Raw genomic sequence first — 16,418 nt, forward strand, 5'->3', positions numbered from 1 at the left:
CGAGGGCTTACTATCGAAGGTGTTACGCGTCCACTGTGCGGTATCTGAAACAACAGACACTGCAGCACACCCGCCAGGGGTGATCCTTTTGGGGATTGTTTCTGGGTGGGGAGCGCTGTCTAGTTTCATAGTGTTACGGCGGTTATAGCGGTGGGGAAACGCCCGGTCCCATTCCGAACCCGGAAGCTAAGGCCACCTGCGCCGATGGTACTGCACTCGACAGGGTGTGGGAGAGTAGGACACCGCCGGAACATCATTGCGAAAGGCCCTCCAACCTATGGTTGGAGGGCCTTTTTGCGTTCCCGGACAAGGTCTCTCGCGGGGGCGGGTCTCGTTCCAGCACGTAGCTCTCGAACATTTCGTCCGAACCCTCTGTCATGGTGACAGTTCCGCCGAGAGCTGTGGTGACGAACCGCATCAACTGGTGTTCGTCACGCCGCTCGACGCTGCCCGGTTGACGGCATTGAGCAGCAGATGCGCGATGCGGTCCGGCTCGCCGTCCCACTCGTCCTTGTCGTATCCGAAGTCGACTGTGAATCCATAGTTTTCGCGAAGTTCCGCAGCGAGCGCGGCTATCGCCTCCAACCGGGTCCCACCAGGGCGCAGGCAATGCACACCCGAACCTTCGAGATACCACCGGCAGCCCTCCGGCGGCACCTCGTCGGCAATCGCGCGGACACGCGCCTCATCGTTGTTCCAGTCGAAGAACACCGTGAAAGCGTGCACCTGTGCGCCGCTCGTGTCGACGAGAACAAGGCTGCGCGCTATTTCGTACCAGCGATCTGGATCGATCAATCTGGCGATGTCGAATGCCGCCTGACGTATGTCCTCGACGACCACCTCTCGCCCACGGCCACTGTGGACCCGCCAACCTCCCTCGACAGGAACAATCGTCGCGATCTCCGCCATGGCGCCAATCGTGTCGACACCAACGCATGCCCAAGGCGCCGGCGCCTCGGTGCGGCGCTCATCGGCGATCTAGGCAACCCCGCCGACGGTAGGCGTCAGCCGCCGTTCTGGAAGGCAACAGGCGACGCTTAGTATCGAGGGTGGTGCCGGTGGTCTCCGGTATCAGCGAAGGGGGCGCCGTATGAGCCAGTTGCCGACGCTGTCTGCTGTGGAGATCGTCGCGGAGCGGGTTCTGCTGCGCAAGGCGCGTGACGCCGATCGGGAGAGGCTCGTAGAGCTACGGATCGACGCGGAGGTTGCGGCCTATATCGGTGGTCCACGTCTCCGGGAGGATATCGAGCGATACCTCGACGCGATCGGGGGTGCGGCCAACGCGACCGATGCGCCCGGTACCTTCGTCATCACCGACAAAGCGACCGATGACCTCATCGGAACATTCGAGCTCAAACGCCGGGCCCCGGACCAGCCCGGTCGAGTCATCGAAGGCGGCGAAGAGCTGGAATTGGGCTATCTGGTGCGGCGCGACGCCTGGGGCGCGGGACTGGCGTCCGAGGCCGCCACCGCCGTATTGCGTGCAGCCGCAGACGAACTTCCCGATCAGCCGGTCCTGGTCGTCACCCAGACAGCCAACCAGCGTTCACTCGGACTCGCGGTCCGCCTGGGTTTCCGCACGGTCAGCACCTTCGAGCAGTTCGACGCCGAGCAGACATTGCTGGCCGCGGCCCTGCACTCGTTCAAAGCCTGAGCGGCGGACGACGTGGTCGTCCGCCGCTCAACGGCGCGGTCTCTGTTTCTGAGCGGGGTGTCAGTACTGCATTGAGCAACAATCGAGTTCAACCAGCCGCCGCAAGCGGCTACCGCAGATCAACGCCGACGGACTCCACTGGGTGACGGCGGCTGCACCTGCTCAACCCGAATCCGTACCGATCCCGTTGGTGTCTTTTTGCGGCTCGGCTGTCGCGACCGTCCTGCCTCAGCACGACAACTCGTGTGGTGAGGTAATCGTGTTGCGGTCGGGGGAGGGTGTTGAGTAGATTTTCAGCCGGGGGCGCAACTGCCCGAAGTATGTTGTTGCACTTGATAATTAGACAAGATCACTGTCATACATCGGCAGTGACTTTGCCTAGGGGGAGATCTGAACCTCGACGAGGCGTGGCAGCTCAGTCGAAAGTCCCTACTGGATGCCGGTATACGGCGTCAATGGTCCGCCGGGTCGGTGCTGATGCGCGAAGGCGAGCAATCTGAGCATGTTGTGGTCATCGAGGCCGGGCGTGTCAAGGTGGCTTCAGCGGCGGTCAGTGGCAAACAAGCGCTGCTGGCGATACGTGGGCCGGGCGATCTGCTCGGCGAGTTCTCCGCGATCGACGGCAGGGCTCGCTCGGCCACGGTGACAGCCTTGTCCTCGGTGACCGCGACCGTGCTCTCGGGGTCGGCGTTTCGCGACTTGCTCATCGGCGACGGCAAGGTCGCGTTCACGCTGTTGCGGATAGTGGTGAGCCGCCTGCGTGAAGCCGATGTTCAGCGCCTCGAATTCGGTGCGTACAGCGTTACCGAGCGAATCGCGCGCTTGCTGCTCGACTACGCCCGACGCTACGGCGAGCGGGGAGACGATGGGGTGATCATCACTTTGCCGTTGTCACAGGACGAGTTGGCGCACGCGGCGGGCGCGTCGCGAGAAGCAGTGTCCAAGGCCCTGAAGCGGTTGCGTGCGCTCGATGCCGTGCGGACCGGTCGGCGACGGGTGGAGCTACTGCGGCCAGATCTTCTCGCCGACATCGTGGAAGGGCTGCCGAGTGTGCATTTGGACGCAGACATGCCCAACGACCCCCGATAGACATGAGGCGATCCACACCATACGGAGGAAACCATGAACGAACCGCTGCACCGCAGCTTTCTCGTCGTCGACGTCGAGAACTCGAGTCAGTTGGGCAATGCCGAACTCGCGGCGATGCGCTCGACGCTATACGGGATTCTCGGCGAGGTAACCGATCGCACCGGATCGGTTGTCGTGGGCGATGATCGGGGCGACGGCTGCCTGTTCGTACTCGACCTACCGGTGCTGGACGTCCTGGACAAGGTTGCCGAGTCCGTGGTGGAGGGCGTGCGTGTCCACAACCACACAGTCGGCCCGCTCGATTGGATGCGTGTCCGTATCGCCGTGCACGAGGGCTATGTGCACAAGGACGAGCAAGGTTGGTCCAGTGACGCGCTGACCGCCACGTTCCGGCTCAACGATGCCGCCGTTGTCAAAGACACGCTGAAGATTGCGGCCAGGGCTGTCGGGGTCATCGCCGTCTCGGATCTCGTGTATCAGGGTGTCGTTCGTCATAACTACCGGCCGAGGGTGAGCCCCGCCGAGTACCGCGATGCCGAGATCACGACCAAGGAAGGCAAGGTACGGGCATGGCTTCGGGTCCCCGGCTACCCTGAGCCTCCGCTTCCCACCCTTGCCCCCGAGCCTGGCGGAGCTCGGAAGAAGGCCGTCCCGATCGACGAGTCCGGTTCGATCAGGGCCAACAACATGATCGTCGGTGATGTGCGAGCCCGCACCATCATCGGTGGTGACAACGTCGGCGGGACGGTGCCGGCGTGACCGATTCCGAGGCGCCGGTCGCTGAGGAGACCACGCGGCCGGAGCTCGTCGAGGACGCCGAGGCGGAGGCGGCGGGTATCCGCCGGCGAGCCACCGACGCGGAACGCAAACGTGAGGCGCGTGCCGCGGTGACCGCGCTGACCGACGCGGTCGGCGCGCTCGGGCTGTCGCTCAGTGCCAACACGGTGATCATCGGTGACACACAGGTCGGCACCCTGGTCGGCCGCGACAACTACGCGAGCGTATCCGGCGTGGGGTTCGTGCCGAGCGGGCCGGTGTCAGCCGGTCGGCTCGATGATCTCGCGCAGATGTTCGAACCGCCGCCGAGATTCGAGCAGATGTGCGACCGCCTGAAGTCGGAGCCGGTATTGCTTCTGCGCGCCCCTGCGGGTTGGGGAAAGACCGCGACCGCATTGCGGGCGCTGAGTCGCCTGTGCTCAGGCGGTGTGCACAAGCTCAATCCTGATGTGGCACTACGGTCGTTGGATATCGAGTTCGATCAGCGGACGGGTTATCTGCTCGATTCTCCCGAGAGCGAACAGCTGCGGTTCCTGAGCGAGTTCCATCTCGAGCAACTCGGGCGACGGTTGGTCGAGCACGAATGCCGATTGGTCGTCATCGTGGACGAACGAGCCGAGCTGGGCGCCGATATCTACCCATTCGTGCTCGACGGCGGTGAGCCCGCCGATGTCTCGGCGACGGTGCACAACTACCTGGTCAGTCAGCTTTCCACTGATGAGCTCGGCCTGCTCGATCGGGCCGAGGTGACGCAGTTGCTGAGCCTCGTTTCCGAGCATCGCCCGCCGGCCCGCGAACTGACCCAACTGGCCGCGCAGCTTGTCGACGTCGCCCGGGGCCGCATCGATATCGCCGAGGTTGTCGGTAGGTATTCAGCGTCCGACGACAATCGGTTCCGGCAGTGGTTCGACGATCTCGACGCCGATACTCGCCCGTTCGCGATCGCCTTGGCGGTGTTCAACAATATGCCGCTGCACATCGTATCCGCGGCGGGCCGGACACTGGCGAGGCTGATTGCGGCAGTGGAGGCCGTCGACGAAGACGGCGGGCCGGCGCAGTCGGTGTTCGGCGTGCGGAGCGCCGAGCTGCTGAACAGGGCCAGGGCGCAGTCGTATCGGTCCAACGAGGACAGTGAATACGGCCGAATCCCGGTCGACGTCGTGCGATTCGCGGACGAACGAATTCCCCGGCGACTGCTCGAATACGTTTGGCAGGAGTACCCCGCTGCGCACGAGCTGGTTCGTGACTGGTTGCGCGAACTCGGCGGGGTCGGCGACCTCAGGGTGAGTACGCGGGCGGGCGTCGCCGTGGGCCTGTTGTCCACATTCGAGTTCGAACACGCCAGACAATTGGTGATCGAACCGTGGGCCGACAGCGGCCGGCGCAACGACCAGTATGCCGCGATCGGCGCGCTGCAGTTCCCCGGTCTGCAGCCTGAACTCGCGCCGCTGGTCGCGCGGATGCTCGCGGCATGGTCGCGGCCGGGACAGCCACCGGCACGGCGAGTCACGGCGACGGCTGCGCTGGGTAGCGCGGTGGGGCAACTCATGCCGCATCGTGCCATCGGGCTGTTGCGCCAGACAGCTCGCAGCGCTGACCCTGAACTGCGAAATGCTGTGTGTTACAGCATGATCGAGCTCTTCAACGTTCGAGAGCAGACGGGTCGCGTCCTGCGTGAGCTGCGAAGATGGACCGCGTCGGAACGGAAAGGCCTGCGTGCCACCGGATTCCTATGCGTCCTGCAACTGAGCTTCGATCTGTCGGTCGATACCGCCGAGGGTGTGCATCCGTGGCCGGTCCTGGTCTGGCTGGCCGATCGATCCAGCGAGCATCGCGACGATATCGTCGTGCTCTTCGCCCGCCTGATGCAAGCACCATATTTTCTGCCGGCTGCCTACGACGAGATACGGCGATGGGTATACATCGCCGAGCACGACACTCAATTACGCGGGCCGCTGGGGCGACTGCTGGCCGACCTGGAGAAGGCGGATCAGAACAACGGAGTCGTTCCGTACTACCTCCGTGAATGGGCTGACGAGCGCAACGGTCCGGCTGCGGCTGTTGCCGAACTGCTGACAATGATCGATCCGAAAAGGATGAATTGACATGACAATCGACGGAGCGCGCCCGCTGATCCGCTACGCCGCGGTGGAGCGGGCCGCGTGGCGGACATTTCGTCCGCCGACCGATGGACACGCGGCAGTGTCGGTGGATCGCGCAGGCGAGTTGCTGCTGTTGACTCGTCGGCCCTCGGCGGGTGAGGTGTTCTTCGGCCGTCCTGTCGGCGTCCACTGGGTGGATGTCGCAGTACATCACGAACCGTGCAAGTTCGATCTACCTGCGGCTGAGGGAGTGTTCACCTTCACCGCCGAGGTCGACACAACGTGGCAGGTGACCGACCCGGTGAAAGCGGTCAAGGACCACCCCGCCAGCGGCGAGCAGGTGTACCGGCCGTTCCTCGAACGGGAATTGCGTCGGTTGAGCCGCGAACATAAGGTCGAAGGTTTCGCGGTGGCCGAGCGTGACATCAACGAGTACTTCGCCGGCCGAGTGTTCGAGTTGGGCTGCGGGATCACGCTATTGAGCTGTTCGGTGAAGCTGGCTCCGGAATCGAGCACGCACGCCTACATCCAGGAAGCCACGTTCGACCACAGAAAGGCGCAACGTCGTGCCGCCGAGCACGACGCGCGTCTGCACACCGCGCAACTGCAACTGAGCGAGAACGAATCCCAGCACGGTCTGCGACTGCAGACCTCCCACCAGGACCACGAGCTCGTCAAGCTCGCCCAGCGACGCGACCTCGAGTTGGAGCAACAGCGGATGAGCTTCTATGCGGAGGCACTGCAAGGTGGTGAGTTGAGCGTGCTCGCGTATCGGCTGGCGTCCAACCGTGACGATGTCAACGAGGTCATCGCGTTGATGATGCGTCAGAAGCAGGTTGACTTCGATGCCGCGCACGGCATGCTGAACGCGCTGCTGGATCAAAGTCTGGTCAACAAGCGCGATGTCCAAGACATCATGGCGCGGGCGACGGCGGTCATCGCCGACCATTTGAGTCCAGCGGCATTGGGAACTGGCCCGGAGGTACCGCCGAAGCCCGAGCTGGCCGCGTCACCGATGTCGGCACTCGTCCAAGAGGCCGAGGTGCTCGATCGGTCCGATGATGATGATGACGACGATGTCTGACCCCCTTGCGGGAAATCCGTTGATCGAGTTGCCCGTGTTCGGAGGACTGATCGCGCAGCTGGACAAAGTCCTGCTCGACCTGGGTTTCACCGCGAAATGGGCCGAGACGGTGGAGTTTCTGACCACCGCGGCGGTGGCGTTCACCGTACTGACGGTTGTCGTCGGCAAGCTGGTGCCGTGGGTGAGCGGCAAATTGGTCGGGCACGAAGAGCGGCTCACCGCGCCGGTCCCGGTGGTGTTGTTGGCGCCGGAGTGGCTGGTAACCAAGCTCCTGGTCAAAGCCGGGCGAAAGCCGGGAGCCTTCGTGTACGGCTACGGTGAGAGCGTGCTGGTCTTGGTGGACTGGTTGCGGGCCGCTCTGGCCGTTGTGCTGCGGATTCTCGGATCGGTCGGCAAGTTTCGGCGAGCGATCGCGGGCATCCTGCTCATCCTGGCATTCCTCTCGTGGAACAGCGGGTCGTGCGTGGCCGATAGCCAGCCGTGTGTGTCTCCGGTGCAGCACTGGAGCGGATAGCTCCGGATGCGTCGATCAGGCGGGCGCGCCGAGTAGCGCCACAGTGAACCAAGCAAGGAAGAGGACGAGGCTGATCGCCGTCCAGCGCAGGGCCACCGCGAACCGGTGGTACTTGTGCTGGGCGATTTCGGCCAGAGCGCCGGCTTGCCACCATGCCTGATCGGCCAGCACCGGGGTCCGCGGTCGGTCGTCCGCTTCGACGGGAAAACTCGGAAAGCAGAACCAGTTACCGGTTCCGGAACCGCCGAGTCTAGGTCGCAGCGTCGCGGCGAGGTAGCCCATACAGACGATCAGGCTCACCGCGAGTCCGATCGCCATCACGACAAGTACGGTGTTCATCGACGTGCGCGCGGTGGTGACCAGCCCGGTCAGCGCGAATCCGTTGGCGGTCAACAGCAGGCCCGCTTTGGTGTCAGCGGCGAGGATGACGCGATTGAACTCGGAGATGGTGCGGAGTGCGGTGTTGAGATCGTCGAGTGGGCTGAGGCGCTTGGTGTGAATCATCATGGGGTCAGCACATCAGTGTGGGCTACTGATCTCCAGGTACTAAGACACACAACGGATTTCGGCTGCCGTTGTGCTACGCCCGGCCGGCTCACACAGTCGGTTGACGAAATTGCAGACGCTTCGCGCGCACAGTCGATCTCGCAGGGGTTTGCACGCGCAGGATCCTTGGGAGAAACACCTTCGCCCGAAACGCTCGCGCCGTTACCCACCCCACCTTTTCGGCCGCACCAACCGAACCGGCTGCTCAGCCTGAGCCGACCCGTGCGTCCGAGCCGTACCCGGTCGAATGCTTGGAAGGAACGCCCGGACCGGCCGTCTGGAGCGACTGCACCACCCGCTATTCCCAATGGTGCTTCGACACCCGAGGCGGCCAGCAGAACCTCGACGCGGAATCCGAGTCGGGCGCACCCTCGAACGGGCGCGGATACGAGTGCGGCGCGAACGGCTGCTTCTGGCCGGACGGCTCCCGGGTCATCGGTGCCGATCGCTGCGGCCGGCGCTGCGGCGAACCGCCGACTTCCGTTGACATCCAGGAGGATGGGTGCAATGCATTGCGGTGAGGACGGTCGAGCAGTGGAGGGCAGAACTGGATGGCAACTGACGCTGGTCAGGCCATGGGAGTTCAAGTACGGTATCGATCGCAGCGGGGGATCGCAGCGGGTTTCGCTCCCAGTCACATCTTTGCGTCAAAGTTCACGCGTTACTGGATCGGGGCAGTACACTGCCAAGAAAGTGAAGTTATGTCTTCATTTGAGCTGGAGGTCATCTATGAGGGTCGCGCGCTGACGGTGTTTGGCGTAGTAGTGCCGGGCCGCGGATGCCTCGCTTCGGCCTGGCTGGATGGCCTACCGCTGCAGCCTCAGGCTCAGTTCCGGGCAAGGTTGGACAGGCTGACGGAGGTGGGCTTCCTGCGGAGTCCTGAGGAGATGCGCCCGTTGCAATGCAATGGCGAGCCGCCAGTTCATGAGATCAAGACAAGGTCGGGGCATCGGCTCTACGTGATCAGGTCGAGGCAGGACTGGGTGGCGACGCATGGTGCTGTCAAACCGTCCGACCGCAAGGTATGCGCGCAGGCCGAACGGGCACGGGGGATCTGGAAGGAGGCGCAAGAACAATGACGACATGGTTCCGGCGGACGCCGGAGGCAGAGGCGCTGTTCGCGGAGGAGCGTCTGCTGTTGTCGGCTACCGAGATGGTGCACGGCGCACTGGACGCGAAGGGCATGAGTAAGAAGCAGCTGGCCGAGCTGCTCGAGGTGACGCCAACCGAAGTGAGTCAGCGGCTCAGCGGCAGACGCAACCTGACCCTGCGAAGCTTGGCGCGCATGATGCATGTTCTCGGGTATCGCGTGCGGCTCGAATCCGAAACGATCAGTGGAGCTCCTGGACACGACGCCGTCGGCGCACGGGTGAGGCGACATCTCATGGATCGGGGTGGCTCTCCTGAGCGCGCCTGGTCGGTGTGCTTTCGGGCCTCGATCAGTGCCGACGGCATCAAAGATCGAGCCGACTTCGCTGCCCATATCGAGGAGTTGTGGTCCAATCTGCAAGCACTGGACCACATCTCATCCGCCCGGCTGGACCACCGCGAGGGCCAGATCATGGTCGAACTACAGGTCCGCGCCGACGACCTACTCCAAGCTTGCACTCGCGGTACAGCTGCGGTGCGAACCGCAATCCATAGCGCCGGCGGCGGGACTCCCGGATGGGAGAAGGAGATGGAGCGGTTGGTCCGGCAGCTCCGATTGGATGTCTCGTCCGGATCGGATTGCCTGGATGATACGCGTGGTCAGGTCTAGCTCGTTTCGCACAGGTGGCCGGCGCTGTTGTGGTCTCCCCGATGAAGGTGCTCAAACCCGCAGGCGTCACAGAACGCGGCGTCGATGACAATCCCCAGAGCAAGGTTCCACATGACGGATCCACGCGTCACCTCGGCGCACCTCGATCTCTTCCGCTACCTCGCCGCAGACGAACGGATGGATTACATCGCCATCATGTCGCGGTTCACTGCATCATTGTTGGCCGACATGTCGGCGTCGACCGTGGTCGAGCTGCTCGATCGCGAGGGGCTATCGATGGATTCGGACACGGTCGAGGCCAGGTGTAAGCAGCTCGTCCGATGGGGAAACCTTGTGCCTTCGTTGCGCGATGCGCGGGTGAGCTCGGTGCAGGACTATCTCCGTGCCCGCTCTCGATATCAGGTCTCGAGTTTGGGCGGCCGCGTGCACCGCGGTGCGGTGGAGATCATGGAGGCAGCGGACGGCGCCCGGGAGGTCGCTCGCGAACTGCTCGGTGAGATTGCGGACTCGCTGGCGGACGTCATCGCAATCACGAGACTTCCTCGATCGGCCGATCGGGCAGACAAACTCGCCGGCGTCGTCACGACAATCTTCAACAACCAGCGGCTCTTTACCGCGAGCGTCACAGACTTCTACGCTTACATAGCTGGCGTGCTCAGTCGCTTCGACCTGCACGGCGAAGAGTATGCGCAGTTCAAGGGCCTGCTCCTCGACTACGTCGATCTGATCACTGCTGATGTGAACCGCCATGCGCCATTGATCGCCGAACGGCTCGCAGTCGTGGCGCACAGGCTGGATGAACTTCTGTCGATCCTCGACTCAGTGGCGCGGCTCGAGCTGGGTGATCTGGCGACGGTCGAAAGAGCCGGTGGCCGAAGTCGTTCGGACTGGGCGCAGCTACAGCAGTGGTACACCGGCTCTGGGCATGACTCTGGGCCGGAGCAGTTGCGTGCAGCGGCTGGTCAGGCGCTGGGGCAGCTATTGGCCAATGCCAAACGAATGCTCCATTCGACGTCGACCGGTTTCTCCCGGCGAGCCGATTTGCTGCGTTTGGCGGGCTGGTTTCAGCACTCCAGCGACGGCGAAGCCCACCAGCTGTTTGCCGCGGCATTCGGCGTGTGGTCGACCAGGCACCTATCGCTCGGCCCTGAAGAACCGGACCCGCGCGTGGGCCCGATGACATCGTGGTTGGTCGCAGATCCGATCGATGTCCCGGTTTCATTGCGAGAGCGTGGTACTCGCGCGGCAAAGGGGCGTTCGGCCCGAGTGCCCGACATCACCGGTGACCGTGCGGTGGTCGAGGCCGCGGTGCGGCTGGAGACGGAACGCAATGCGCAGGTTGCCGCCGAACTGTCCGCAGCGGGGCAACTCGATGGTGCTCAGCTGTCGCCACAAGCTCGGACGGCGCTGCTGGACGAGCTCGCTCGTTTGCTCGCAGCTGACACCACCACCATTACCAATCACGACCTCGGTGTAGTGCTGGATGCTGTCCCGGGTGGGTCGACAACGGTGAACTCACCCGACGGCTTGCTGGTCGTCCGTGGCTATCAGCTCAGCTGCCGTCCGGTAGCACCGATGTGGGGGGAAGAACGAGATGGCGACGTCGGATAGATCTCTTGCAACGGATAAGCAGGACGCCGCCGAAACGCGTGAAGCCGCGCGAATACTCCTGCGAACACCGATTGTGACTGCGGCGCGTGCCCCCGAGGCTATGGCGTTGATCCGCAAGCATTCGACCGCCTTGCGAAGACTCTTTTCGGTAAATGTCGGCTATCACCTGGTGGTGGAATCAGGATTCGCGCGGCTAGCGAAGTTGCCGCCGAAGCCACACGCCGCCCGCCGGGTGTTGGCTCGTCGCAACGGAACACAATTCGGTGCCCGTGGCTACACATTGATTGCGCTCGCTGGTGCAGCACTGCTCGCTCCAGGAGTCGGTGAGCAGATTCTGCTGTCGGCTTTGGTGACGCAGATCCGCACCGACGCTGCGCAGCAGGCGATCCCGTTGTCGGACGGAATCAGTGATCGCCGACAACTAGTAGCTGCGTTGGCGGTTCTACTCGAATGGGGTGTGTTGACCGAGGTAGACGGAACATTGGCGCAGTGGGGAGAATCAGGTGACGAGGCATTGCTGACGATCTGCCGTCCGCTCCTGCCACATCTGCTCGTCAGAACGATTGGACCAGGAACAGCATCCGCCGATGTGATTGCGCCCCAGCCTGATGCCCCGCGCCGGTTGCTCCGACGACGGCTTGTGGAGGAACCGGTGGTGCCGCGTTCCGATCTCGGGCCGGAAGAACTCGATGTCCTTTCCCGTGAACGATCGGAGCTCACGCGGATGCTGAGCGACGCGTTCGGCCTGGTTCTGGAGGTACGGGCCGAGGGTGTGCTCGGCTACGATCCGGGTGGTGCGCTGTCGGACATAGAATTTCCTGGGTCTGGCACTGTCAAACAGGCGGCCCTGCTGCTGATAGGTGGGCTGCTCGATTCCGTCGATGACGACGCGGCGGCGATGGAGTTCACCTGGCCGCTGGTCGATTCTGTTGTGTCCGAACTGCTCCGTGCGCACGGTCGGGCTTGGCGAAGCGAATATGCCGGAGCTCCCAGAACTTTGCGAGACGATGCGGTTGAGCTACTCGTCTCGCTTCGGCTGGCCGAGACCACACCGGACATGCTGACACTCCACGCTGCTGCCGCGCGCTATCGGCCACGGCCCAACTCCACCGGCACCCAGCTGGCGTTCGAATGAGGAGCATGCCATGAACGCATTGGCTATGAAGCATTTCGAGGACCGGTGGCGGCTTTCGCGCGCCGGGATGGTGAACGTCTGGCACTACATCGACACCGAATTCACGATGTCGGGTGGGCGGCTGATCCTGCGCGGCAGCAACGGTTCCGGGAAGTCCAGAGCGCTGGAGATGCTGCTGCCCTTCCTGCTCGACGCCGACCGTCGTCGCATGGATGCCACCGGCTCGCAGAAGGTCAGCCTGGACGAGCTCATGCACACCGGTATCGGTTCTCAGACCAATCGGGTGGGCTATCTGTGGCTGGAACTCTCCCGACCGGGCGAGTACCTCACACTCGGCGCGCACATCAAGTACAGCGCCTCTGCACGACGCAGTGAGGTGAGATTCTTCACGACAGATCGCCGAGTCGGGGACGACTTGATTCTCATCGGGGACAGCCGCGATCCACTGCCCCGGGAGAAGCTCATCGAGCTCGTCGGAGCCGGCCGTGTCGGCGATGCCGATCATCATCGGGAGGCTGTGCGCACCAAGGTGTTCGGTCTGCACGGTGAAACCGGGCGTGACCGGTTCACCGGCCTGATGCAGTTGTTGCACACGCTGCGATCGCCGGACGTCGGCAACCGCATCGACGAGGGAAAACTCCCACAGATTCTGTCCGATGCGCTACCGCCGCTGAGCGAGCAGATGCTCGACGCGGCCGGTGAGCGGCTCGACGACCTGTCCGAGACACGATATGCCCAGCAACGACTGTCAGAAACGCTCGAGCATGTGCGGGCTTTCCATCAGGTCTATCAACGGTATACGGCAACGACACTGAGCGCGGGCGCCGTGACAGTGGAGTCGTGCCTGGCGGCGGTCGACACTGCGGAGGCAGCGCGGGCAGAAGCCGACGGCGAGGTTGGCACCCTGGCAAAGTGCGCCACGACTGTCGCCGAGAAGATCAGCGAGCACGATGAGGAGCGACGAACACTCGTCGGCGCCATCGATGTCCTGCGCGAACGACCAGAGTTCGCCGACGCGGAGAAGCTGCAATTGCGGGACGACCGGCTCGTGTTGCTTCGTTCCACCGCCGAGACTGCACTGAACGCCGCCCAGTCGGCTCGATCGGCCGAGCAACAGGCAGCTGACGGCATGACGGCGCAAATCGACAAGGTCGCCGACACCGTCGGTAAGGCGGCCGAGCTGCTCGGCACCGCCAAGGACCGGCTGATTGCCTCGAGGCTCGGCCTCGGTGAACTTCCCGACGTGATCAGTTGTGACCGCGAGAGCGCGCCCGCGCCGACCGCAACTATTCAGGATTCGTTGGATGGTCCGCCGGTCTCGATAGCGAGGCCGGTCCTGCATGCGGTGACTGTGGACCCTCCAGACCCTCGGTTGGTCTCTGATACGGCTGCGCGCTGTGGTGAGGCGGCTTTCCAGCGAGGACAAGTAGTTGAACGTCGAACCGACGAGGCGCACCGGCTCGACCGTGACCTCGGTCGGGTCAATGATCAGGAAGATCGCGCGGAGCGGGCTGTTCACGTCGCGGAGGAGCGCAGAGCGGCGGCTAACGCGGACGCCGACGCCCGCGATGAGCTAGCCATTTCGTTGAATCAGCGATGGCGCAAATGGGTCTCGGCGTCTGAAACGGCTCGCCTGATGCTGGGCGTCACGTGGCCCGCGGTGATTCGCGACGTGCTCGCCTCTGATGACGAGGCGCTCTGCGGTGATGCCGATCCTGACGACGCTGTGCTGTCGGAGCTCTCGTCCACCGCTGAGCGCGCGGCCGGGCAGACGAAGGAGATGCTGGCGCTGCGCCGCCAGACCCTGACCAACGATCAGCGTGCTGATGACAGCAGGCGAGAAGAGGTGGCGAAGCGTCGTGCCGACCTCGAAGCCGAACGCGATCCGGAACCCCCATACGGTCCGTGGCACCGTGAGCATTCCGGCGTTCCCCTCTGCGCGGCCGTCGACTTCCAACCGCAGGTGACCCCGGTAGAGCGCGCGGGTATCGAAGCAGCATTGCTCGCCTCGGGGCTTCTCACCGCAACGGTCACAGCTGACGCCACGGTCCGTGCAACGGACGGCGAAGTATTGCTGGCAGGGTCGGCAGCGGTTTGTGGCTCGCCGATATCGGCGGTCCTCCGTCCTGACCCTGCCGCGAAGGTTTCGACAGGTGTGGTCGAGGCAGTTCTCAGCCGTATCGGGCTGCATGATCCCGAGAGTGCGGCGTCGATCGGCACTGACGGAAGCTGGCGAAACGGGGTTCTTGCAGGCCGACACAGCCAGCCCACCGCCAGGTACATCGGTGCTGCGGCGAGAGCAGCCGCACGCGCGAGTGAACTCGAACAGATCGCAGCACAGCTCGTCGAACTGGAAACCGCGGAAAGGCATCGTGCATCACTGATTGTCGACATCGATGAGCATCGCACTGCTCTCGATGCGCACCTGGTCACGGCTCCACGCACGCTCGAACTGGAGCTGAAGCGACAGGCTGCGCGCACATCCGAAACGGAAGCAACCAAGGCCGAAGCTGATGCGCTGGCCCAGCGGAAGGCCGCGACGGCGGCCCGCCAGGTGTGGAGCGCCGAGTTTCAGACCCACAGCCAGCTGTGTGAGAGCGCGGACCTGCCTGTCGCAGCCGACGCGCTGGCATCCATCGGAAAACTGTGCACTGGGGCTCGAGAAGCCTGCCGGGAACTGGAACGCGCGATTGCGGACACTGTCGAAGCTGTAAGCCAGCTGAGTGATCTCCCATCGCGGTTTGCCAAGGCAGGGGATGCGCGAATCGCAGCGGAGAACGAGGCCGAACGGCGTAGGTCTGAGTGGGTGACCGAGGCAGCGGAGATCGCTGCCCGGCACGCCGCACTCGACCTCACGGTGGAGGAGCTGACGAATGAACTCAAACTGAGCACGGCCGCTCTGAAGAGCACCGAGAACAAGCTGAATGAGCTGCGCGGTCGCGAAACCGATACCGCTCGCCGGCTGGCGGTGGCTGAACGTGACCGAGCGGAGTCGGCGGCCACTGTGAAGCGGCGCCACAGCGAACTGCGCGCGGCAACAGCCGCATACGACGCACGGTTGCGGCTGCCTGGTTTGGCCGCTGCGGCCTCCGCAGTCTCTGTGGAACGCATCGACGACATCACGGACCTGGACCGTATTCGCGAGGTTGTCAGAGCTGCCCGAGCCGCGTGGAAGGTCGCCAAACCAGCAGACCTGAACATGCTCATCGCGGGGTTGAAGCGGTTCGAGGCAGGAGTCAGCGGCCAACTGGATGTCGCCACATCGGTGGAATCCGATGCGTACCTGGTCCATATCGAGGGGGCTGAGGAACACCACGACTGCACGTCAGTGCTCACGTACCTGACCGAGCGCGATGAACAGGGGCGTGCCGCTTTGTCCGAACGGGAGCGTCAAGTCTTCACCGAATTCGTCCTCGGAGGTGTTGCCGATGAGCTCAGGCGTCGGGTCGATCAGGCGGATGAGTTGATGAAAGCAATGGACAAGAGCTTGTCCGGCACCCGCACCAGTCACGGCATCGGGGTGTCCATCGCCTGGGCACTCGACACCACGGATCCGGAGCTGCGGCGCGCGATGGACCTCATCCGGATAGACGGTGACATCCGTGATGAAGACAGCGACGAGGAGCTCGTCAGGCTGATCCGTCGCCGCGTCGAGCAGCTGCACGCGGCGGACTCTTCTGCCGGCTACGTGACACATCTCCGTGCCGCATTGGACTACCGGGCATGGCATGCCGTGCAGGTGACCATCCTCGGTCCCGATCTCGGACAGCGGCGCCAGATATCGCGGCGAGCCAAAATTTCCCAGGGTGAAACGCGGTTCGTCTCGTACGTGGCACTGTTCGTCGCTGCCGACGGCTTCCTTTCCGGCTTGCCGGAGAGCGATCGAGCCCTGCGCTTGGTGCTTCTCGACGATGCGTTCGCAAAGGTCGACGAGCGAGCGATCGGAGAGTTGATGGGGCTGTTGGTGCGCCTCGATATCGACTTCGTGATGACCGGGCATGCACTGTGGGGCACCGTGCCTGAAGTCCCTGCTCTCGACATCTACGAAATTCGAAGGATCGGCGGTAGCGCGGTGATCCCGACCTGGATCCAGTGGAACGGCCGGAACAAGACATACATGCAGATGGTGCCGTCCGCATGAGTATGC

At 63.7% G+C, this 16,418-nt stretch carries 13 protein-coding genes and 1 rRNA gene; 12 read left to right on the forward strand and 2 right to left on the reverse strand.

Annotation, left to right across the window (positions count from 1 at the left end):
* Positions 1 to 134: 134 nt before the first annotated feature.
* A 5S ribosomal RNA gene (rrf, locus tag ACFVAV_RS22245) occupies positions 135 to 251 on the forward strand.
* A 166-nt stretch (positions 252 to 417) separates the two neighbouring features.
* On the opposite strand, the gene ACFVAV_RS22250 is transcribed toward rrf, so the two are convergent.
* A complete protein-coding gene (locus ACFVAV_RS22250; RefSeq protein WP_379036995.1) occupies positions 418 to 909 on the reverse strand; it encodes a hypothetical protein in 492 nt (163 codons plus the stop codon).
* A gap of 181 nt (positions 910 to 1,090) precedes the next feature.
* Here ACFVAV_RS22250 and ACFVAV_RS22255 point away from each other — a divergent pair, with 181 nt between their 5' ends.
* The 6 genes from ACFVAV_RS22255 (at position 1,091) to ACFVAV_RS22280 (ending at position 7,220) form a co-directional block, all read left to right on the forward strand.
* The gene (locus tag ACFVAV_RS22255; RefSeq protein ID WP_379036996.1) at positions 1,091 to 1,654 is read left to right on the forward strand and encodes a GNAT family N-acetyltransferase; all 564 of its coding nucleotides are present in this window, start codon (positions 1,091 to 1,093) and stop codon (positions 1,652 to 1,654) included.
* Positions 1,655 to 2,098: 444 nt separating this feature from the next.
* Positions 2,099 to 2,743, forward strand: a complete 645-nt coding sequence (locus tag ACFVAV_RS22260; RefSeq protein WP_379037193.1) for a Crp/Fnr family transcriptional regulator — start codon at positions 2,099 to 2,101, stop codon at positions 2,741 to 2,743.
* 33 nt (positions 2,744 to 2,776) lie between these two features.
* Positions 2,777 to 3,502, forward strand: a complete 726-nt coding sequence (locus ACFVAV_RS22265; protein ID WP_379036997.1) for a hypothetical protein — start codon at positions 2,777 to 2,779, stop codon at positions 3,500 to 3,502.
* The gene (locus tag ACFVAV_RS22270; protein WP_379036998.1) at positions 3,499 to 5,625 is read left to right on the forward strand and encodes a hypothetical protein; all 2,127 of its coding nucleotides are present in this window, start codon (positions 3,499 to 3,501) and stop codon (positions 5,623 to 5,625) included. Before ACFVAV_RS22265 ends, ACFVAV_RS22270 begins: the two co-directional genes overlap by 4 nt.
* 247 nt (positions 5,626 to 5,872) lie before the next feature.
* Positions 5,873 to 6,706 carry a hypothetical protein gene (locus ACFVAV_RS22275; protein ID WP_379037000.1) on the forward strand — a complete coding sequence of 278 codons (834 nt, stop codon included), beginning with the start codon at positions 5,873 to 5,875 and terminating at the stop codon, positions 6,704 to 6,706.
* On the forward strand, positions 6,699 to 7,220 hold the full coding sequence (locus ACFVAV_RS22280; protein ID WP_379037001.1) for a hypothetical protein: 522 nt from the start codon (positions 6,699 to 6,701) through the stop codon (positions 7,218 to 7,220). The genes ACFVAV_RS22275 and ACFVAV_RS22280 overlap by 8 nt, the downstream gene beginning before the upstream one ends.
* A 15-nt stretch (positions 7,221 to 7,235) precedes the next feature.
* On the opposite strand, the gene ACFVAV_RS22285 is transcribed toward ACFVAV_RS22280, so the two are convergent.
* Entirely contained in the window at positions 7,236 to 7,727 is a 492-nt protein-coding gene (locus ACFVAV_RS22285; RefSeq protein ID WP_379037002.1) for a hypothetical protein, read from the reverse strand.
* Between the two features lie 740 nt (positions 7,728 to 8,467).
* On the opposite strand from ACFVAV_RS22285, the gene ACFVAV_RS22290 reads away from it, so the two are divergent.
* From ACFVAV_RS22290 to ACFVAV_RS22310, 5 genes are all read left to right on the forward strand, one after another.
* Positions 8,468 to 8,845: a hypothetical protein gene (locus ACFVAV_RS22290; RefSeq protein WP_379037003.1), complete on the forward strand. Its 378-nt coding sequence runs from the start codon at positions 8,468 to 8,470 to the stop codon at positions 8,843 to 8,845.
* Positions 8,842 to 9,525 carry a helix-turn-helix domain-containing protein gene (locus ACFVAV_RS22295; protein WP_379037004.1) on the forward strand — a complete coding sequence of 228 codons (684 nt, stop codon included), beginning with the start codon at positions 8,842 to 8,844 and terminating at the stop codon, positions 9,523 to 9,525. Before ACFVAV_RS22290 ends, ACFVAV_RS22295 begins: the two co-directional genes overlap by 4 nt.
* Positions 9,526 to 9,636: 111 nt before the next feature.
* The gene (locus ACFVAV_RS22300) at positions 9,637 to 11,136 is read left to right on the forward strand and encodes a TIGR02677 family protein (RefSeq protein WP_379037005.1); all 1,500 of its coding nucleotides are present in this window, start codon (positions 9,637 to 9,639) and stop codon (positions 11,134 to 11,136) included.
* Positions 11,120 to 12,271, forward strand: coding sequence for a TIGR02678 family protein (locus tag ACFVAV_RS22305; RefSeq protein WP_379037006.1), 1,152 nt, complete (start codon positions 11,120 to 11,122; stop codon positions 12,269 to 12,271). The genes ACFVAV_RS22300 and ACFVAV_RS22305 overlap by 17 nt, the downstream gene beginning before the upstream one ends.
* A gap of 10 nt (positions 12,272 to 12,281) precedes the next feature.
* Positions 12,282 to 16,412, forward strand: coding sequence for a TIGR02680 family protein (locus ACFVAV_RS22310; protein WP_379037008.1), 4,131 nt, complete (start codon positions 12,282 to 12,284; stop codon positions 16,410 to 16,412).
* Positions 16,413 to 16,418: the final 6 nt, after the last annotated feature.

Source organism: Nocardia sp. NPDC057663, assembly GCF_042799895.1.
Taxonomy (GTDB): domain Bacteria; phylum Actinomycetota; class Actinomycetes; order Mycobacteriales; family Mycobacteriaceae; genus Nocardia.

What these genes read in the sequence shown, in the direction of transcription:
- ACFVAV_RS22250 (WP_379036995.1), bottom strand. Translation starts at nt 909, where the DNA reads ATGGCGGAGATCGCGACGATTGTTCCTGTCGAGGGAGGTTGGCGGGTC.
- ACFVAV_RS22255 (WP_379036996.1), top strand. Translation starts at nt 1,091, where the DNA reads ATGAGCCAGTTGCCGACGCTGTCTGCTGTGGAGATCGTCGCGGAGCGG.
- ACFVAV_RS22265 (WP_379036997.1), top strand. Translation starts at nt 2,777, where the DNA reads ATGAACGAACCGCTGCACCGCAGCTTTCTCGTCGTCGACGTCGAGAAC.
- ACFVAV_RS22280 (WP_379037001.1), top strand. Translation starts at nt 6,699, where the DNA reads ATGTCTGACCCCCTTGCGGGAAATCCGTTGATCGAGTTGCCCGTGTTC.
- ACFVAV_RS22285 (WP_379037002.1), bottom strand. Translation starts at nt 7,727, where the DNA reads ATGATGATTCACACCAAGCGCCTCAGCCCACTCGACGATCTCAACACC.
- ACFVAV_RS22290 (WP_379037003.1), top strand. Translation starts at nt 8,468, where the DNA reads ATGTCTTCATTTGAGCTGGAGGTCATCTATGAGGGTCGCGCGCTGACG.
- ACFVAV_RS22295 (WP_379037004.1), top strand. Translation starts at nt 8,842, where the DNA reads ATGACGACATGGTTCCGGCGGACGCCGGAGGCAGAGGCGCTGTTCGCG.
- ACFVAV_RS22300 (WP_379037005.1), top strand. Translation starts at nt 9,637, where the DNA reads ATGACGGATCCACGCGTCACCTCGGCGCACCTCGATCTCTTCCGCTAC.
- ACFVAV_RS22305 (WP_379037006.1), top strand. Translation starts at nt 11,120, where the DNA reads ATGGCGACGTCGGATAGATCTCTTGCAACGGATAAGCAGGACGCCGCC.
- ACFVAV_RS22310 (WP_379037008.1), top strand. Translation starts at nt 12,282, where the DNA reads ATGAACGCATTGGCTATGAAGCATTTCGAGGACCGGTGGCGGCTTTCG.